At 39.2% G+C, this 21,046-nt stretch carries 9 protein-coding genes; 8 read left to right on the plus strand and 1 reads right to left on the minus strand.

From position 1 onward, the window contains the following. Positions 1–623: 623 nt before the first annotated feature. Positions 624–4,763, minus strand: coding sequence for a hybrid sensor histidine kinase/response regulator transcription factor (locus H4075_RS10000; protein WP_182806372.1), 4,140 nt, complete (start codon positions 4,761–4,763; stop codon positions 624–626). Positions 4,764–5,502: 739 nt separating this feature from the next. On the opposite strand from H4075_RS10000, the gene H4075_RS10005 reads away from it, so the two are divergent. From H4075_RS10005 to H4075_RS10040, 8 genes are all read left to right on the plus strand, one after another. Further along, positions 5,503–6,111, plus strand: coding sequence for an RNA polymerase sigma-70 factor (locus tag H4075_RS10005; RefSeq protein ID WP_182806373.1), 609 nt, complete (start codon positions 5,503–5,505; stop codon positions 6,109–6,111). A gap of 590 nt (positions 6,112–6,701) precedes the next feature. Then, positions 6,702–9,806, plus strand: coding sequence for a SusC/RagA family TonB-linked outer membrane protein (locus H4075_RS10010; RefSeq protein WP_182806374.1), 3,105 nt, complete (start codon positions 6,702–6,704; stop codon positions 9,804–9,806). Positions 9,807–9,824: 18 nt separating this feature from the next. Next, positions 9,825–11,651: a RagB/SusD family nutrient uptake outer membrane protein gene (locus H4075_RS10015; RefSeq protein WP_182806375.1), complete on the plus strand. Its 1,827-nt coding sequence runs from the start codon at positions 9,825–9,827 to the stop codon at positions 11,649–11,651. Between the two features lie 84 nt (positions 11,652–11,735). Beyond that, on the plus strand, positions 11,736–14,735 hold the full coding sequence (locus tag H4075_RS10020; protein ID WP_182806376.1) for a SusC/RagA family TonB-linked outer membrane protein: 3,000 nt from the start codon (positions 11,736–11,738) through the stop codon (positions 14,733–14,735). A gap of 30 nt (positions 14,736–14,765) precedes the next feature. Further along, positions 14,766–16,523: a RagB/SusD family nutrient uptake outer membrane protein gene (locus H4075_RS10025; RefSeq protein ID WP_182806377.1), complete on the plus strand. Its 1,758-nt coding sequence runs from the start codon at positions 14,766–14,768 to the stop codon at positions 16,521–16,523. Positions 16,524–16,554: 31 nt separating this feature from the next. Then, positions 16,555–17,583 (plus strand): DUF5627 domain-containing protein, encoded by a 1,029-nt coding sequence (locus H4075_RS10030; protein ID WP_182806378.1) that lies wholly within the window; start codon positions 16,555–16,557, stop codon positions 17,581–17,583. A gap of 112 nt (positions 17,584–17,695) precedes the next feature. Next, positions 17,696–18,829, plus strand: a complete 1,134-nt coding sequence (locus H4075_RS10035) for an endo-1,4-beta-xylanase (protein WP_182806379.1) — start codon at positions 17,696–17,698, stop codon at positions 18,827–18,829. A 225-nt stretch (positions 18,830–19,054) separates the two neighbouring features. After that, positions 19,055–21,016, plus strand: a complete 1,962-nt coding sequence (locus H4075_RS10040; protein ID WP_182806380.1) for a family 43 glycosylhydrolase — start codon at positions 19,055–19,057, stop codon at positions 21,014–21,016. Positions 21,017–21,046: the final 30 nt, after the last annotated feature.

Raw genomic sequence — 21,046 nt, forward strand, 5'->3', positions numbered from 1 at the left:
ACCAGGATGCATCCATGGCCTTGGGTGATAAGCAGGCGGCCATGGAATATTATCTAAATCAAGTTGACGTTGGGACAGATGGGGTTGTCAGGTGGCTTCAAAATACGCATACAACTAATCTGTAGATAACAACAGCGGTTAACCAATACTACTGCTAATAGTTAATTTTATTAGAGAGCCATTTTTCGAAGTAGTCTATTCTTATTGTCAGATAGAAAGGATATAATAGCCTCGATGTCTATTATAGTTAGGGTAGAACTGGGGGCAGTCCTCCCCACAAGAATTAAGTATGGCAGGAGAGCCGGTAGTTTAGTATGGAAATGAGAGCGGTTTGCCAGAGGGGTGGAAGCAAGTTCCAATTAAAGAAGTTGCACAAACTTATGGAGGGTATGCTTTTAAAAGCGGTTGTTATCAAATATCATCTGTAGATTTATTTCGCAAGTGAAATGATGCGCAGTAAACGAATGATGTTTCACTGAGGGTTGAGCTTTAAAAGAGTTTATTCGGTTATAAGTTTGGGTGTCAATACTTTTTAAAATAAAGTTTGAATCCTGTTCGAATTCAGTTTTCGTCGGATTTTGCTTTGTTCAGCTAGATTGTAGTTGATTTTCCCTGTCGTTTTATTAACTCGTTTTTTTCTTCTTGGCAATATATTCTGAGGGCAACATGTTAAATTTAGCCTTAAACGATTTTGCAAAATAGTTAGGTGTAGAAAATCCTACAGAGTATGCTACTTCAGCAATAGTTAATTCGCTTTTCTCCAACATCTGTGCTGCTTTGTCAAGTTTTACAGAACGTATAAATTCAACTGGTGTTTGTCCCGTTAGTTCCAGCAATTTGCTATAGAGTGTACCTCTGCTCATGCCAACATGCCTGCTTAAGGTCTCAACAGACAATTGTGTATCGGTAAGATTGTCTTCAATATAAAGAACAATTTTTTGAATGAGTTTATCATTGGATGACTCTGTTTTGATTTTTGGTGTAAGAACTTCAACTCTTTTTGTATACGTGTTCTTTAATGTATCATTCAACAGTAACAGGTTTTTAACCTTGGCATTAAGCACTTCAAAATTAAATGGCTTAGTGATGTAGTCGCTTGCCCCGGTTTTTAATCCCTTGATCTGGTTTTCTTCATCCGCTAATGCAGTTAAAAGTATTACGGGGATATGACTGGTTCTTTTATCTGCTTTAATTTTTTTACACAGTTGTATGCCGTCCATTTGAGGCATACTGATGTCGCTTACAATGAGAGTAGGGTGTAAAGACAATGCTTTCTGCCAACCTTCTATTCCGTTGGTAGCTTCAAAAACTTTATACTGCAAACGAAGATTTTCTTTGAGATAAAAGCGGAAATCATCATTGTCTTCTACCAATAAAATTGACGGGATGATCGATGAATGGGTTGTACCTTCTTCTAGCAGATCTTCTTTATTTTCTGCCTGTTCAATTGCTTCGTTTTCATTAATTGGCGAAATCGTTAATATTTCACCCATTCGCTTACTCGCTGTTGATTCAACAAACGGAAGCTGAACAATAAACGTAGCTCCTTTTTCAACTTCGCTCATTACCTCAATTGTGCCTCCGTGCATTTTTACAAACTCTTTGGTAATAGATAAACCAATGCCTGAACCCTGGTTTAGTATTGTGGCTTCAGTCGTATTCTGAAAAAAACGTTCGAATATAACACCCATTTTATCTTGGGGAATTCCAATTCCGGAATCTCTAACGATCATCGAAATCCATGAGCTGGCATTGTCTGCATCACTTTCCTTTTTCTCAACTTCAAAATGGATACTTCCACCTTCAAGTGTGAACTTGAATGCATTCGACAAAAGATTAAATAGTATACGTTCTATTTTATCATGATCAAATTGTGTATGAAAATGTTCGATAGTGCTTGTAAAAGAGAAGTCAATTTTCTTTCTTTCTGAAAGATCCTGGAACGAATCAAACACGTCTCTTACAAAGAAAATAAGCTCGCCATCTTTTGGTTGAAGTTTTAATTCCTGTTCTTCCATTTTACGAAAGTCAAGCAGTTGATTTACCAGGTTCAACAGCCGTTTACCATTGCGTTTGATCATATTCAACTGCACCTTAAAAGCATTATTCTTTTCCTGAGCTATTAGATTATCTACGGGACCAAGTATCAAAGAGATTGGTGTGCGGAACTCATGGCTGAGGTTTGTTAAGAATTTGAGTTTAAGTTGATCAAGTTCGTGTATTCGTTCGGTTTCTTTACGTTCTTGTTCTGCGTGGAACCGTTCCTGCTCAAGGATATATTTACGTCTTATTTTTTCAATGCCACGGTGCCGGAAGTAGATAAGTGTACCGACTATGATCAAGGTATATAATATATAGGCATAAATGGTGCGCCAGAACGGCGGGTGTACATAAATCTTTATCGATGTTCCTTTTGTATTCCATACACCGTTATTATTACTTGCTCTTACCCGAAAGACATATTTGCCGGGATCAATATTCGTAAACGACACTGTTGAAGCATTTCCGATATTGATCCATTCTTTATCAAATCCTTCTAGTTTGTATTCATATTGGTTTTGCTCGGGTGCTGTATAGTTTAAGCCAACAAAACTTAACGCAAAGTTTTGCTTGTAATCAAGGTTTATTTCATTGGCAGTAATAATATTTTCCTTTACAGGTCCGTCTTCTGATGGAACTACAGACCTGTTAGAGATTTTCAGGTCAGTAAATATTACAGGTGGTACGGCATTATTCTTTTTCAGGTTTGATGGATTGAAGTAGTTGAAGCCTTCGTGACCTCCAAAAAACAAATCACCATTTCGTAATCGTAAGCCAGATCCAAGAATAAAAATATTATGCTGGATACCATTGTGATAACTGTAATTATTGATCTTTTTTGAGTCTGTATCAAAACTGCTCAACCCCTTATTTGTGCTGATCCATAGAAGCCCGTTACTATCTTCAATTATTTTATAAATATTATTATTGTTAAGCCCATCTTTTTCTGAATAAGATATAAACTCATTTGTCTTCCTGTTAAATAATCCCAAGCCTCCGCCAAACGTACCCGCCCAAATATTTCCTTGCCTGTCTTCTAATAATGTAAGCACCTTGTCGTTGGGTAGTTTGCTGTTTTCAGTTGTGAAGATTTTAAATTTTTGTGAAGAAGGATTATAAACAGCAATTCCTCCTCCATGCGTTGCGATCCACATATCGCCATTTTTAGCCTCAACAATATCACGTATATATCCGTTAATAGGTAAGTTTATATCGTTCGATAAAGTGGGGCGGGGCGTCATTTTAAATAATACCTTGTTATCGTTCCCTAAAACGAAAATGCCATTCCCATTGGTGCCAACCCATTTATTCCCTTTTTTGTCTTCTTTAACACAATATATATGGTTCGAATTAATGTCTGTGTTTTTTGTTCCCCGCAGAAGCTGTGCATATTTTCCGGAAGACTGATCATACATAAAATAACCATCACCAAACGTGCCGATCAATAGTTGATTATTCCCCGACATGGTTAAGGTTATTATCGAAAGCCGTTTGCTATCCGGACGCCTGGACTGTATATTGATTTGCTGAAATAATTTTGTTTTCGGATCAAACAAACTTAGCCCGCCACCATCTGTACCAACAAACACATTACCGTCTTTTGCTTCTGCAAAAGATGTAACAATGGGAGCGTTCAGCCCTTGTTTGTCAAATGGGTTGCTCTGTACTAAATTAAAAAGGTTGAGGTTCTTATCATACTTGCTGATACCGCCCAAAAAGGTACCGATCCAGCAAATACCTTCTTTGGCAAGGTAAACACTACGAATATTATTGCTTGAAAGACCATTGGTATTTCGGGGATCAAAATTGTAACCTGTGATAGTTTTTGTTTTCGTATCCTGTATGTTCAATCCTTTTGATGTGCCGATCCATAATTTATTAGCGTCGTCAACGGCTATTGAATAAATGAAATTGCTATTGAGCGTTTGTGGGTTTCCTTCTATATGCTTAAACCTGGTAAATTCTTTGCCGTTGCCGGCTAACATATTTAACCCATTATTTGTACCAACCCAAATAGTCCCATCTTTATCTTCTGTAATTGACAGCACGTGGTTGTCGCTTAAACTTGCCGGGTCATTTGCGGAATAAAGAAATGGAGTGAGGGAATTTGTTTCTTTTATATATAAGAACAATCCGTCTGAAGTTCCAATCCAAATCCGGTGTTTACTATCTTCAAAAAGAACGTTGCAGGTTTTGGTGAAACGGGATTTATTACCGGGTGTAAAATCAGTGATACGTTGAGTTTTTTTGTCCATGATGTTTATGCCATCGAAATGGCCGATCCATAATTTACCCTGAAAATCGCTGCAAAGACTCATTATCACATTGTTTCGGATTGCATGTTTCAGAGGTTTGGCCGGAAAATTGATGAAAGCATCCTTTTTCCGGTTGTATAAACTCAGCGACCCGCCACTGGTGCCAACCCATAAATTACCATCCTTGTCTTCGTGAAGCGATAAAATTTCGTTGGCTTGTAAACTTGTAGAGTCGGTTGTTTTCTTACGGTAAACTTTAAAGTTGGCTCCATCGAACCTGTCTAACCCATCGTCGGTGGCAAACCACATAAATCCATACCTGTCCTTTAGAATTGCATTTACATTATTTGAAGACAGTCCGTCTCTGGTGGTGAGTGTTGTAAAATTTATATCGTCTTGTGCATTGGCTAGTGATAGCCACGTAAACATGCAAATAAAGGAAAGTAACAGCGTGTTATTGTTTTGCATTTGGGGCGGCAGGCAATTGCTTTTAAAGTGATATAGAAATGCAGTCAATTCAACTGCAACTCCAGCGTTAAATAATTTTCGATCATTTGTTTCGATGGGCTGATAGTGCAAGCCTTCAAATAAACAGGTATTCCGTTTAATTGGTTTGAAAGATTTTCTGATCCATCAAAAAGCTGCTTAATAGAAAAATTTTGAACGACAAGCATATTCATTTTAGACCAACTTCTTCGGAACAGAAGCAAATTTTTTCCTCTTAAAGCATTTCAAAATGCAAATCAAACAATCATTTAAAAATGCTAATCTAAAACATGTTTGCTTATGTAGTGCACATGTTCAAAAAAAAGGCAAAATTGCAACTAATTGATTTTCAATAAATCTAATCGGTTGCATAAAATCGAAATTAAACATTTGTTCTATAAGTTTCAACAAATGAGCCAGCCTTGCGGAGATTCAAAAATTAGTTTTGAATTCATAAGAATTTTTTTTGGCAATGATTAGATGCAAGAACGTTCGCTATTGATTTGATTGAAAAAAATTCGAAAGTGTATGACGTGAGGTGTCTGTAAAAACAACGAAACAAAATAAAAATTGCCTCCTTGTAAAAACCAGATTTTGACCGGCATACATGCGATTGTCTAGTTAATCATATACCAACTTGAATTAGCTGCTTTGGAATTTACATAGAACTTCTATGTGGGGCCATGGTATGTAATTCAGGATTACCACTACTGATTGCCATATGGAAGTAATAAAAGATTTGCAACGCCAGTTTGCTACGAATGCAGACATGAGGGCATATAAAGAACTTTATATGCTCCTGTTTGATGGTCTTCATAGATTTTCTTATTCCCTCGTTAAGTCTCGTGAAGGCGCAGAAGAAATAGTCTCAGATGTCTTTATTAAATTATGGCAAATAAGGAACGAGCTGCATCACATCGATAACCTGAAGGGCTATCTCTACACGGTTGCAAGAAACCTCTCTCTCAACTATCTGGAAAAAAAATCCAGAAACCCTGTTGGTCATCTAAATGATATAGATGTAGAAAAGGTAATTGAATTCAACAGCCCTGAAGATCTGTTTATTTCGAATGAAACCATAAAGGGAATTGAACAAGTTGTACATAGGCTTCCAGCCCAATGCAAAATGGTATTTCACTTGGTTAGAGAGGAAGGGTTAAAATATAAAGAGGTAGCTACTGAATTGAATATTTCTGTTTTCACGGTACGCAATCAAATGACGATTGCTACCAGGAAGATCGGAGAAGCTCTGTCGCAGCGTATTTCTAACCGCATGGGGTTGGAAATTTCTAATTTGATACCTGTTGATCAAATGAAAAAGACCAGTTGAATTTATGGGTTGCAGGCGGCAACTTTCATCCGTAAGTTTTTTTCTTTTTATCCAAGCAGAAGCTCTTTTAAAAAAGTTTTAAATGTCTTTGGTACATTTTTAATTCTTAGTTGTCATTTCTATATAAAGCCCGTTACTGTTTTGAAATCAGCGACTTTGGTTATTGTTCAGCTTAAGGTAAACTGCTGAATCGGGTAAGTAAAAAGTGGAATTGGTAATTCCATTAAAATCAATATTCTGATTTTTTAAATCACATGATGATGCTCGAAAATTTTTGGGACATAGAAGTGGAGGATTCATACAAAGAACAGGTCTACAACAAACATTTGCAACGATTGAGAAATCACTTGTGTAAAGATGTATCTCAATTCGAAATAAAATCAGAAAGGGTAACTGAGCTTGAAAACATAAAGATTGAGTGGGGATGTTGTAAAAGCAAATCATTATCCATCAACAAACAACTGGCTTAGTTATTCAGCGGAAAAAGTAGCGGCAAGTAAGATTCGTAAACGAAAATCATAGAACATTCTACTAAGGATGTTAGATAAACTGGTAAAATCAAGGCTTTCTATAAATTAAAAAAATCAAGTATGAAATGCGTGGCAAACAACTGGCTGCATAAGCTGACACTTGCTCTTTTCGGGATTTTATTGGCGGGGTTACCGGTTATGGCACAAGTAAGTGCACAAACGGTTTCGGGGTCAGTTAAAGATTCTTCCGGTGTTGCCCTTTCAGGGGCTACCGTAAAGGTAAAAGGGACCGCTATTGCAACTACAACCGATGCGGCTGGTAATTTCAAAATAACTATTCCATCAAAAGACAAAACGCTTTTGATCAGTTATGTTGGCATGGATGAGCTGGAAGTGAATGTAGGAGACCAAAGCATCATTGAAGTAAGGCTAAGTGTTGCCCGCTCTACATTGGAAGATGTGGTTATAGTGGGTTACGGAAAGCAGAAGAAAGAAAGTGTTGTAGGCGCCATTACTCAAACAACAGGTAAGGTACTTCAGCGTGCAGGAGGTGTTTCCAATATAGGTGCTGCGCTTACCGGTAATGTACCCGGGGTTATAACTGTGCAGGGAACAGGTATGCCGGGTGCTGAAGATCCGCTAATTTTTATTCGGGGTCAGGGAACATGGAATAGTTCAGGACCACTCATTCTAGTGGATGGAATTGAACGTCCGATGGCCGGAGTTGATATCGGTTCAGTAGAAAGTGTTTCAATTTTAAAGGATGCATCTGCTACAGCCGTGTTTGGTGTAAAAGGTGCAAACGGTGTTGTTCTTATCACTACTAAAAGAGGCGTAGAAGGCAAAGCCAACATAAATATTACAGTTAACTCTACAATGAAAGTTCCTTCTCGTTTGCCCGAGAAGTACGACGCATACGATGCGTTAACAATCAGAAATATGGCGATTGAACGGGAACTTGCAATTAGTCCCGCATCATGGCAGGATTATACTCCACAAGCAATTATTGAAAAATATCGTAACCCTGCAAATGCGCAAGAGGCACAGCAATATCCTAATATCGATTGGCAGGCCGAGTCATTAAAGAAGATGGCCATGGCACAAAATGCCAACATCAATATTTCAGGCGGATCAAGTTTTGTAAAATATTTTACTTCTGTAGATTTTCTTCACGAAGGTGATATCATGAAGATTCCGAATAATGGCAAAGGATATAAACCGGGATTTTTTTATGACAGGTTAAACATTCGTGCAAATCTTGATTTTAAGTTAACCAAAAGCACAACGCTCTCAACCAACATTTCCACACTTTATGGAAAAAGACAGGATACATGGAGCGGTTTTGAATATTCCTGGTATCAGGGAATCTATGGTCTTGCACCCGATCTTTTTTATCCACAGTATAGCGATGGTGCCTTCGGTTATTATCCGCTCGATCCGGTGTCAACCAATAACCCGGCTCACATACTTTCAAATAACGGGGTAAGAAATACGAAGACTACCCAGATGACAACCGATTTTATTTTGACACAGGATCTGGGTATGTTGGTAAAAAATCTGTCGTTTAGAGGTTCGTATTCTTTAGACAATACGTTTGTTGCGCAAGGGGGTCAATTTGACGATGGAAGTGCAATTGTTAAATGGATTGCTCCTGATGGAAGAGTGCAATACAGAAATACAGCAGGCCCTAATCAGTTCGACTATATATTGCCACAATGGTCAGTACGTCCAGATGCTTTCCAGAATGGACAAACAAGAAGAAGGCGTGTGTATCAGTTGCAATTAAATCATTCTGCAAAAATCGGACGGCATAATATCACAACCATGGGCTTGTTTATGCGCAATGAAAATGCACAGGGCAGCTCGTTTCCTGAGTTTCGTGAAGACTGGGTGTTTAGAAGCACGTACAATTTTGCAAACAGATATTTTGCTGAGATCAACGGAGCCTACAATGGTTCACAAAGATTTGGTCCGGATTACAGGTTCGACTTTTTCCCTTCTGCAGCTATAGGATGGACTTTGACGAACGAAAAATTCATGGACAGATTACCTTGGTTATCCACGTTGAAAATCCGGGGTTCTTATGGCTTGGTAGGTAATGATGCAATTGGTGGAAATTACCTTTACCTAACGCAGTGGGCTTTTGGAGGTCAAACACGCATGGGTGATAACAACGCAAACAGTCCCTATGTATGGTTCAGGGAAAATACAATTGGCAATCCGGATATACATTGGGAAACAGTGGCCAAGGCCAATATTGGTTTAGATTTCTCATTATTCAGAGGGCTTATTGAAGGTACGTTCGAGGTTTACAGAGATCAAAGAACAGATGTGTTGGTAGCCGGAACGCAAAGAGCGGTACCTGCTTATTTCGGCGGTACTCCACCAACATCTAACCTTGGTAAAACAATTGTACAGGGATATGAAATTGAGCTGAAGTTCAATAAAAATTTCGGCAGAAACAAAGAAATGCGTTTATGGGGAAATGTAGCGATAACGCATGCAAAAGATGAGATCATTGATCGGGATGATCCTCAATTATTGGATGATTATTTAAAGCAGGCGGGTTACCAGATCGGCCAGTACAGATCGCAATTGCGTTCAGGTTATTACAATACCTGGGATGAGGTTTACGGTAGCAGTGTTGTAGATCAAAACGACAATAATAAATTGCCTGGAAACTTTAACCTGATTGATTTCAATGGTGATGGTGTAATTAACAACTTTGACAATGTACCATATGCCTACCCGGAAAGACCTCAAAATACATATACAGGCAGCGTGGGATTTGATTACAAACGTTTCTCAATTTTCGTTCAATTCTATGCAGTAAATAATGTAACAAGGAATCTTGCGCAAACAAACTTCGCTGCAAATCTGAACTCTGTTTTCAAGCAAGGAGATTATTGGACGAAAGAGAATACAGATGCTGCTTCACCACTTCCCCGTTGGAAGTCACGTTTATATAGCTATGGTGATTTCTTCAACTACGACGGTTCTTATGTTCGTTTAAAAACAGCGGAAATATCTTACACGTTAGACCCATTATGGTTAATAAAGGCGGGTATTCAATCAATGCGTGTTTATGTAAATGGTAATAACCTTCTTTTTTGGAGTAAGATGCCCGACGATCGTGAAGCAAATGTTGGTTCAAGTAATTTTTCCGGTCAGGGTGCATATCCAACCGTTCGCAGGATCAACTTTGGAATTAACCTCAGTTTATAATTGATAAATACTATGATTATGAATAATTCTGTAAAATTAGCCTTAGCTACAAGTATTATACTTATAGTGTTTGGATTACCGTCTTGTAAAAAATACCTCGACCGCCCACTGGATGCAAACATCTCAGAGAAAGACGTGTTTACCAGTTTCAGAAGCTTTCAGGGTTTTACTGAAGAGTTATATTCCTGCTTGCCTGACATGTCCAAATCTACATGGAACAGTGAATGGAATATGGGTGACGATATTTTGTCAACCACTAACGCAAATTACAGGCTCAGTTCAGAATTTGACAATGGTAACTACCGGGCCTGGCAAACCGGTGGAGGTGGCTGGGATAATAGCTGGCTCGACGACAGAGCGGCTAATACAAACCCAAACGAGTGTCATGATAAAGGTCTGTGGCCATTGGCTTGGTATGGTATACGTAAAGCGAATCTTGGTTTGGCCAATCTGGATATGCTGAGTAATGCAACACAAAATGAAAAGGATGTCATAAGAGGACAGTTATTGTTTTTTCGTGGATTTTTCCATTTTCAATTAATGAGTTTCTGGGGTGGATTACCGTATATCGATACTGTACTATCCAGTTCAGCAAGGCTTGAATTACCGAGATTAACCTACCGGGAAACAGCTCTTAAAGCAGCAAAAGACTTTGAGGAAGCTGCAGCTTTATTGCCAGGCAATTGGGATAACTCTCCGGTAGGCCAGGCAACGTTGGGAAATAATCAACAACGTGTAACAAAATCAATGGCGCTTGGCTTTAAAGGTAAAAATTTACTTTACGCTGCAAGTCCAATGATGAATCAGTCATCTACTGGAAATGCCGGTTACGATGTGGAATTGTGTAAGCAGGCAGCAGATGCCTTTGCGAGAGTTATTAAAATGTCAGAGATCGGGGAATCTTATCATAAATTATTACCCTGGGATAAATACAGTGAAAACTGGTTTACTATCTCCAACTACTCAAAACATCCGGGTTATCCTGAGGTGATTTTTGGCCCTCCAACTTATGTAGGATGGAAATCACGCTGGTCATTAGTGAACATGTTTATACCACCACCATTAGGTGGAGAAGCAGGTATTTCATCACCAGCAGCTAACTACGTTAACTATTTTGGAATGGCAAACGGTCTTCCTATTGATGCTGCAGGATCGGGTTATGATATAGCTGATCCATGGACGGGTCGTGATCCTCGTTTTTACAAATCAATTACATATGATGGAGTACGGTTAATTCGTGGCACTGCAAATGCTGCATATCGTTTTGCCAATCTTTATAACGGAGGTAATCTGCGTCTTGATAATACAGCGAGCCGTAGCGGATATCTTGTTCGCAAGTTTGTAACAGACGGTTGTAACAACACAGACAATGAGTGGAACAATATCAACATTGTAATTCCTTATCTGCGTTTAGCAGATGTTTATCTCATGTATGCTGAGGCGGTATTGCATGGATATGGAACACCTCAAAGCAGTCACACGGGAAGTTTAACAGCGGAAAGTGCTGTAAACACCATAAGAGGAAGAGCAGGCGTGCCTCCTGTAGATGCAAGGTTCCTTGGCTCTAAGGATGCTTTTATGAGTGAACTAATGAGAGAGAGGGCAGTTGAACTCGCCTTCGAAGGTTTGCGTTGGCACGACCTTCGTCGATGGATGATTGCTGATCAGAAAAAATATGTTGAAAAGACTGTGATTGATTTTGACCGCGGATCAAATGGTAAACCCATAAATCTCAGAGAGAGAGTTGTTGTAACAAGAGTGTTTGAAAAGAAACACAATTGGCTGCCTTTACCAACAAGCCAGGTGAATCTTTATCCAACCTTCGGACAAAATCCGGGATGGTAATGAACACCTGTTGATTACAGGAACAAATAAAGATTGATATCGATTAAGCACAAACGAAACTCTTTAAGCCTTAAAAACTAGTTAATGAAGTATATTAAAATATGCGTGGTATTCTGTGCGATTGTCTCTTGCTTTACCCTTAAGTTGAAAGCGCAGGATGTTCCCCAGGTTAACATCACGTCAGTTGTTTACGATGATAAGGGTAAGCCGGTTTCCGGAGTACTGGTGTCAGGTAACGAGGGCAAAACCGTAGCTTATACGGATAATGCCGGAAAATTCTCGATAACAGTACCTGCAAATTCTGTTCTGGTGTTAACCGGCAAAGGTTTCAGAATTCAGACATTGAGAGCTACGGCAATTCCGGCAAGCATCAGCCTTTCAGTAGAAAATGGATCGGAGGAAGAAGTTTACCTGCCTTTTAGAAAGATTCAGAAACAGGATGTGCCCGGTGCTATCAGCATTTTAAACCCTGATACATATATTGACCGGGACTTTAACCTCAACGTTGAAGGTGGTATGAATGGAAGGGTAGCCGGTTTATTATGGAGTAATAATATTTGGGGATTGGAGAATGCGATTGTAATGATCGATGGTGTACGTCGTGAATTTAACGATATCACTCTTAACGAGGTAGAACAGATTTCTGTTTTGAAAGGAGTAAACGCTGTTGCACTTTATGGCAGCCAGGCAGCGAAAGGCATTATTTTCATTACAACAAAGAAAGGTGTAGCAAATGGTCGTAAAATCGGCGTGCGTGTAAACACAGGTGTTGCCACACCGAGTGAACTTCCTAACTACCTGAATTCTGCTGATTACATGACATTGTATAATGAGGCACGCCGTAATGATGGACTTGCAGATCTTTATAGTGCCACTACTATTCAAAATCATCGTACAGGTAATACTTTTCGTTTCCCAAGTGTAGATTATTATTCCTCACAGTACCTGAAAAAATATCAGAATTTCACCAATGCGAATGCTGAATTTTCAGGAGGAAACAGTAATGCAAGATTTTATTCAAATGTTGGTTGGTCAAACAGTACAACCTTGCTGAATATCGGCGAAGGTAAAAATGAAAATGACAATCGTTTGAATGTTAGAGGTAACGTTGATTTAAAGCTGAATGATAAGATTTCAAGCTCTGTTTATGTATCAGCGATTTTTAACGAAAGCCGCCGGGCCCGTGGTAATTATTGGGGCAACGCTGCTTCATTATTACCTAACAGGTTTACCCCGCTTATTCCAATAGATCTGATATCCCCCAACGATAAAGTGTCTCTTGGAATTGCAAATGCAAGTCGTAACCTGATCGACGGTAAATACTTGCTGGGTGGATTACAAAGTTTTCAAACGAATCCCATTGCCGACCTGTATGTGGCCGGCTATGATATAAATATCAGTCGTGTATTTCAGGTAACAAATGAAATCAATGCTAACCTCAGCTCGGTGTTGAAGGGTTTATCTTTCCATACGTTGTTCAATTTAGATTATGCAAATTCTTACCTGCAATCGATCAACAACACATACGCAGTGTACAACCCTATCTGGAGTGCTACAGCCGATTCATTATCCCTGAGCACGAGCCAGAGATTTGGTGCAGACGCCCGTCCGGGTACGCAAAACATTAATAACTCGGCGCAAAGACAGAACATTGGTTTTTCTACCTGGTTAAGCTATGATAAAACGATAAACAGTAATCACAATATTTCTTCGAAGCTGTTGGGTTACACGTCATCTACTACTGTAAATGATATCTATCAGCCAATTACCAATTCGCATCTCGGTTTACAAGTTGGTTATAATTACAAGCATAAGTATTGGGCCGACTTTAGCGGAGCTTATGTAAACTCAACAAAGTTGCCTGATGGTAACCGCACAGGGTTTTCTCTAACCATGAGCGTGGGATGGTTAGTTAGCGGAGAAAACTTTCTGAAAAATTCAAAGGCAGTAAATTATTTGAAACTGTCTGCATCCGCAGGTATTCTAAGCACCGACCTCGATATCGCCGATTACTATTTGTATAATGATATTTATCAAAGAGGTGGATTTTTTACATGGAACGATGGTGTTGCGGGGCAAAATCAAACAACAACTTCTCGATTTGGTGCGAGTCCTAATCTTTCATTTCCACAGCGAAAAGAGTTGAATGCCACTTTAGAAGGCGCTTTGTTTAATAATCTGCTGACTTTTCAGACAACTTATTTCAGGACACAAATGGCTGGTCTTCTTACGCAGCGCTTTTCACAGTATCCAAACTATTTCAATTCATTCATACCTTTTACCAACTACAATACAAATCAACGTACCGGTTTTGATTTGATGCTAAATATCGATAAGAAGTTTGGGGATGTTCAATTGAACGTTGGAGCTGTAGCTACTTACTCACAATCAAAAGTTATCAAACGTGATGAGCTGTTTCTGGATGATTATCAAAACAGAACCGGTAAACCAGCTGATGCTATATTTGGTCTTGTGAATGATGGCTTCTTTATGGATCAAAACGATATCAACAGCAGCCCACGACAATTATTCAGTGAAGTAAAACCCGGTGATATTAAGTACGTAGATCAAAATGGTGATAACGTGATTGATGCCAGAGACGAAGTCATGATCGGTCGTTTCATTGCACCTTTTACATACGGAATCAACTTCACCGTTGGATATAAAAACTTCAGCCTGTTTGTGCTGGGTACAGGAAACAACGGGGCTAATGGTATTACCAATAACAATTACTATTGGGTAAGCGGTGATCTTAAATATTCTGAAGTTGTAAATAACAGGTGGACGGAAGCGACAAAAGCCACTGCCACTTATCCCCGCCTCAGCTCACAACAGAATAACAACAATTTTCGCAATTCAGATTTTTGGTTGTATAAAACTGACCGGTTTAACCTGAGCAAAGTGCAGCTTACTTACAATTTTTCTAATAGAATTTTACGTAGCGCATTTGTAAAGGATCTGGTAGTGTACGTTTCAGGTGCCAATTTGTATACGTTCTCGCAGAACAGGAAAATTCTCGAGTTGTCGGTTGCCAGTACACCACAGTTCAGGAATTACAATATCGGAATCAGAGCCAAATTTTAAAGTATGATCTCACGTAGTAAAATGATAAACATGTTTAAAAAATTACTGATACTTTTTGTTGTTGGTTTAGTGCTGGTAGGGTGTAAAAAAACACTTGCTCCACTTGACGATAACCACCGCACACTGGAAGATATTTATGCTGATCCTGCGTATGCGGAGGGGATATTAATGAATGCATATACAAGGCTTCCAACAAATGGATATTCGTTTAACGAAGTCGCCACAGATGATGCGGTGACTAACGATAAATTTAATCCGCTGCTGAATATGGCCACGGGCTCATGGTCTGCTGCCAATAACCCTGTTGATCAATGGAATAATTCTTATACAGCAATTCTGTATTTGAATTTATTTCTTCGGGAGGTAGATAGTGTAAATTGGTCGCCTGTTAGTAAAGATGTACGTACTTTATTTACTGATCGTTTGAAAGGAGAAGTTTACGGGTTAAGAGCATTATTCATGTTTAACTTGCTTCAGGCACATGCGGGATACACTGCCGGGGGTGAATTATTGGGTGTACCTATCATTACAGAAGCGCTTGAAGCAAATTCTGATTTCAGAAAACCACGTAATACGTTTGATCAGTGTATACAGCAGATCTATACTGATCTTGCAGAGTCAGAAAAATATTTACCACTCGATTATGTCAACATTACTGCCGGACAATTACCTGCAAAATATAGCAGCATGGCAGTTGCAGATTATAACCGTGTGTTCGGAACCTTCAGCAGACAGCGTATATCCGGACGAATTTTAAAAGCTATAAAAGCAAGAACGGCATTGCTGGCTGCAAGCCCTGCATATAACCCGCAGGCAACTGCCAGCAAATGGGAAAATGCAGCCAATTATGCAAGTGAAATTCTTAATCTGAATGGAGGTATCAATGGTTTAGATCCTCAAGGGGCTTTGTTTTACACGGCTGCGAATGTAAATGCAATTAATATAAATCCATCTGCCGGTGCTCCTATTGAACAGCGGGAAATGTTGTGGAGAGGTAATATTGTTAACACTAATAATTTAGAGATCAACAATTTTCCTCCTACACTTTTTGGAAACGGAAGAGTGAATCCAACACAAAATCTCGTTGATGCATTTCCGATGGCCAATGGATTGCCAATTACTGATCCTGCCAGTGGTTATGTTGCAACAAATCCGTATGCCAACCGTGACCCGAGATTAAGAAACTATATCGTAGTAAACGGTGGTACTATTTCAAACAGAACGATTTTTACCAAAACCGATGCGCCCACTAATGATGCAGTGAACATACTTCCTACATCAACAAGAACCGGCTACTATCTGCGTAAATTACTAAGAGAAGATGTAAATGCGAATCCGGCTTCGATTTCAACGCAAAAGCATTATCCGGTTCACATACGTTACACCGAAATATTTTTGATTTGTGCTGAAGCTGCGAATGAGGCCTGGGGACCGGACGGAACAACTACTCATGGGCTCTCAGCTCGTAACATAATTGCAGCAATCAGAAAAAGAGCGGGTATCGCACAACCTGACACATACCTGGCATCCATCACTACAAAAGAAGGTATGCGTGATTTGATTCGTAATGAGAGACGATTGGAATTATGTTTTGAAGGGTTTCGTTTTTGGGATCTCCGTCGCTGGAAAGCAAACCTCACTGAGCCCGCAAAAGGAGTAACGATTAACAACAACGTGTTTAGCATACAGACTGTAGAAAACAGACAATATTCAAATGATATGTACTATGGTCCTATTCCGTTAACTGAGGCGTTAAAAGCCAACCTTCAACAAAACAAAGGGTGGTAACACCTATCAATAATTATTAATGCATAATAATATGAAAAGAGTTTTTTTAATATCCTTTACGTTGCTCTCGATATTAACTGCCTGTAATAAAAAATGGGAGTTCCCCGATTATAAATATTCAACCGTGTATTTTCCATATCAATCGCCGGTAAGAACGCTTGTTCTCGGAGAAGATATTATTGATAACACATTGGACAATCAGCGCAAGTTTTTGATCATGGCCACAATGGGTGGTGTATATGAAAACAAAAAGAATATCACGCTTACAGTAGCGTTAGAAAATACACTTACACAAAGGCTGAAGTTTGGTTCTGCAAGTGGGAGTGATGTTGTTGCCATGCCAAGTAACTATTATGTTCTGCCGCAAGACATGAAGATTGTTATTCCTGCAGGCAAAGTAATGGGTGGACTTGAAGTGCAGTTAACAGATGCGTTTTTTGCTGATCCACGGGCTATTAAAAATACATTCGTAATTCCGTTGAAGATTCTGTCTGTTGTTAATGCAGATTCTGTTTTGAGAGGTTCAACCACAAAACAATCTCCCGATCCCCGTTTGGCAAGCGATTGGGGTATTGCTCCAAAAGACTTTGTTCTGTATGCTGTTAAATATGTAAATCCTTACCACGGTGTTTACTTACGCAGAGGCGTAGACGAAGTAAAGGGTAGTGCCGGTAATACCGCATTAGATACAACAGTTGTATACCGCAATGCTTTTGTTGAAAAAGATGAAGTATGCAATCTTTTTACCAAATCAATGATGCAGGATAGTATTTCCCTGAACGCTAAGAATAAAGGTAATATCAATGCTCCTTTTCAGTTAGTACTGAATTTTGATAATACCGGCAAGTGTACAGTTGCAGGACCAGCTTCAGCCAGCTACACGGTTACAGGCAATGGTACATTTGTAAAGAAGGGCGATATGTGGGGTAATCAAAAACGAGATGTATTGCATCTGAAATATCAAGTCGATTTTGGAACAACAGTACACAGCTTTACCGATACGTTGGTGCTTCGTGACAGGGGAGTAAAATTTGAAACATTCGCTCCTTTCGTGTACTAAAAAATCAAAAGCAGAATTAAAAGATCCATGTCTCTGTTGTAATGAACAATGGATCGGTTAGCAGTTTTGCTTATAAATCCTATTCAGAACAAATCAATTTCACAAAAAAAGCATGCGCACAAAGTATTTAAATATTCTCTTCGTTGTTTTCGGCGGCATTACATTCTTGAATTGCAGCAGTGTCCAGAAAACAACAGGCGCATCAGGTACACCTTCGCTGAAAGAAACTTTCAAAGATGACTTCTTCATCGGCACGGCATTGAATAATGCACAGATTGAAGAGAGAATTCCCGGTGCGGCCGTCTTAGTGCCCCAACAATTTAATGCAGTAACACCTGAGAATATCATGAAAGCTGAGGTGATGCATCCGGAATGGAACCGATATAATTTTGACCTTTCAGACAAATTGGTTGCTTATGCCAAAAAGCATAACATCGTTGTGAATGCACATACATTGATTTGGCATAGTCAATTGCCGCAATTTGTCCGTCGCATGAAAGATGCAGATTCGGTTCGTCTATTTTTTAAAGAACACATTAACACCATTGCGGGCAGGTACGATGGCCAGGTGTATTCGTGGGATGTGGTGAATGAAGCATTGAATGAAGATGGCACAATGCGTAAATCTATTTTTTTTGAAAAGCTGGGAGATGATTTTGTTGTAGAAGCTTTTCGTCTGGCACAAAAAGCCGCACCTACCACAAAGCTTTACTACAATGATTATAATATAGAGCAACCTAAAAAAAGAGCAGGTGCCATTGCACTCATAAAAAAGATACAAGCTGCCGGTGTTCGCATTGACGGTGTGGGTATTCAAGGGCACTGGCATGTCAAAAACATTCCGTTGAAAGATATTGAGCAAAGCATTCTTGACTTTTCCGCATTGGGTATTGATGTGATGTTCACTGAACTGGATCTGAGTGTATTGCCAAATCCCCGTGATATTGTTGGTGCCGATTTAAATCAACGTGCCGAATACGAGACAAAGTTAAACCCGTATACAAAAGGGTTACCGGATTCGGTGCAGTTATTACTCGCCAAAGGATACGAAGATGTTTTCCGTTTGTTTTTAAAGCACAAGAATAAAATCAGCCGTGTAACTTTTTGGGGTGTAGATGACGGACAGTCCTGGTTGAATGGTTTCCCCATTCGTGGCAGAACTAATTATCCGCTCCTCTTCGATAAAGAGTTTAAACCTAAACCCGCTTTTTATAAGGTCATTGAATTAAAAAACAAGAATAAATAAGCCTTTGTACATATTATAGATAGGTGGACAAAAGATTTAATGTAAAAAAAAGTTTTTCTCGCATAGCAATCGATAGTCAATCGTCCGCCGTTTCTACAGCGGACTTTGCATTAGTTGCATTCAAATATTTACTTAGCAATCATTGATCAACAGCATTGTAAAAAGTAAGATATAAAATTCTTTTAATTGCGAAAATTGAAAGTAGCAAAGAATAAACAGAACGGTATGAACGTATACAATCATCGTAGCATAGCACTTGTTAGTTTGTTTTTATTGAATGTGTTAATTGTTTTGGGGCAAAAAGATGATGTTGATTCATCTGTTTATTATAACCAGGTTAAAACCTACGTTAATCCTGTTTTGCCGGGTGATCATCCTGATCCTACCATGTTACGAGTAGGAGATGATTTTTATCATTGCGGTTCCAGTTTCCATTTTACACCTTATCTGCCGATCTATCATTCAAAAGATATGGTGCATTGGAAAGTGATAAGCCGTGTGGTTACTCCTGCAAAAGCTGGATTTGTTACAGATCGTCCCTCTGCAGGTATTTGGCAGGGTGCTATTACTTATTTCTACGGCTCTTACTGGATTTATTTTTCAGCTAACGGACAGCATTTCAGTAAGGCCTCAACACCATACGGCCCATGGAGCGATCCTGTTCCTGTAAAATCAAATCCGGTTACAGGTCCGCTTGGTTACGATAACTCCATTTTTGTGGACGATGATGGCAAACCTTATATGGTAATCAAAAACGGGCAGAAAGTAAATCGCATACAAGCTCTTGGAAGAGATGGGCAGTTGACCGATACCGTTATTAATCTTGATTGGATCAATGCAAAGCTTCAATACAGTTGGGCCGAAGGGCCGGTAATGTGCAAGCGCAATGGATACTATTATTATTTCCCTGCAGGCGATGTTTCGGGCGGACAATATGTATTGAGAGGAAAATCATTAACAAGTGATTCAACACAATGGGAAAGGTTAGGCGAATTTTTCAAACCAATTACAGATCCCAATGTTGGTTTTCGCAGACCCAATCATATTTCAGCGCCAATTCAATTAGCTGATGGAACATGGTGGACAATTGGGCAGAGTTATGAAAAATATGGTAACGATGATTGGTCGGGTAAAGGTCGACAATCATCGCTTTATCCTGTGATATGGGAGGGTGATCGTCCTTGGGGAATGGCTCCAACAACACAACCCATTCAAAAACCAAACTTACCAAAAGCAGGCATTTTATGGCGCAGTGTGAACGCAGATTATTTTGAAAAAGATACACTCCAGTTATGGTGGCATTTTTTAACGAAAAAAGATATCGCCAACTATTCACTTTCTGCACGCAAAGGTTGGATAAGGCTTAGCCCCGATAGCGGCCGTACAAGCCTTGTGCAAAAAGAAACAGATCATTATTATACCGCAGTAACAAAAGTTGATTTTACTGCAACAGATACTACTGCAAAAGCCGGTCTTTATCTTTCAAACGGCAATCAAAAAACCGTTGTGCGTTTATATAGTGGATTTGATAATGGAAGGCAGCTTGTATTCTCATTAGATACAGCTGTTCGAAAAATTACAAATACAACAGGCAATATTGTATGGCTAAAAGTAGAGCGGCAACTGCATAAGTTGTTTGCTTATTACAGTGCAGATGGGAAAAAATGGTTGTCTATGGGTGCACCTATCAGTGCAGTTAGTTTAGATAAGGTGCAACCGAATTACAACTCATGGGTTGGTACAAGTATTGGCGTGTTTACAGAAGGGAAGCCGGCCGATTTTGATTTTTTCGTTTGTAAAGATGGTTTCTCGGCAATGCCTGCAGTTGGTTACAGTAATTATTATGGCGTTGAAAAAGTAACTTTTGGAGAAGAAGCGGTTGTAACGAATAATTCTGATCATGGCGGTTGGTTTATGCTCTCTGGTGTTGAAACTGGAAACAAGGCCACTCAAATTGAACTCATTATATCGGCAGTTAAAGCAGGTAACTTGGAAATATGGATCGACAATTTAAAAACGGGTAAGTTAATAGCAAAAATACCGGTTGCAGTAACAGGTGAAAGTAAATGGAAGTCAGTAAGCAAAGCTTTAAATAGCGTAACAGGAAAACATGACCTATTTATTAAATTTAAGGGTGGAAGCAATCATGAATTGTTTATAAAGAGTGTTCACTTTCTGAGTAAATAAACAAGTGGCAATTGTTTAAAAGGATGATTT

It is taken from the genome of Lacibacter sediminis (genome assembly GCF_014168535.1).
GTDB lineage: Bacteria > Bacteroidota > Bacteroidia > Chitinophagales > Chitinophagaceae > Lacibacter > Lacibacter sediminis.

Coding starts and splice junctions, on each gene's coding strand:
- H4075_RS10000 (WP_182806372.1), bottom strand. CDS start 4,763: ATGCAAAACAATAACACGCTGTTACTTTCCTTTATTTGCATGTTTACG.
- H4075_RS10005 (WP_182806373.1), top strand. CDS start 5,503: ATGGAAGTAATAAAAGATTTGCAACGCCAGTTTGCTACGAATGCAGAC.
- H4075_RS10010 (WP_182806374.1), top strand. CDS start 6,702: ATGAAATGCGTGGCAAACAACTGGCTGCATAAGCTGACACTTGCTCTT.
- H4075_RS10015 (WP_182806375.1), top strand. CDS start 9,825: ATGAATAATTCTGTAAAATTAGCCTTAGCTACAAGTATTATACTTATA.
- H4075_RS10020 (WP_182806376.1), top strand. CDS start 11,736: ATGAAGTATATTAAAATATGCGTGGTATTCTGTGCGATTGTCTCTTGC.
- H4075_RS10025 (WP_182806377.1), top strand. CDS start 14,766: ATGTTTAAAAAATTACTGATACTTTTTGTTGTTGGTTTAGTGCTGGTA.
- H4075_RS10030 (WP_182806378.1), top strand. CDS start 16,555: ATGAAAAGAGTTTTTTTAATATCCTTTACGTTGCTCTCGATATTAACT.
- H4075_RS10035 (WP_182806379.1), top strand. CDS start 17,696: ATGCGCACAAAGTATTTAAATATTCTCTTCGTTGTTTTCGGCGGCATT.
- H4075_RS10040 (WP_182806380.1), top strand. CDS start 19,055: ATGAACGTATACAATCATCGTAGCATAGCACTTGTTAGTTTGTTTTTA.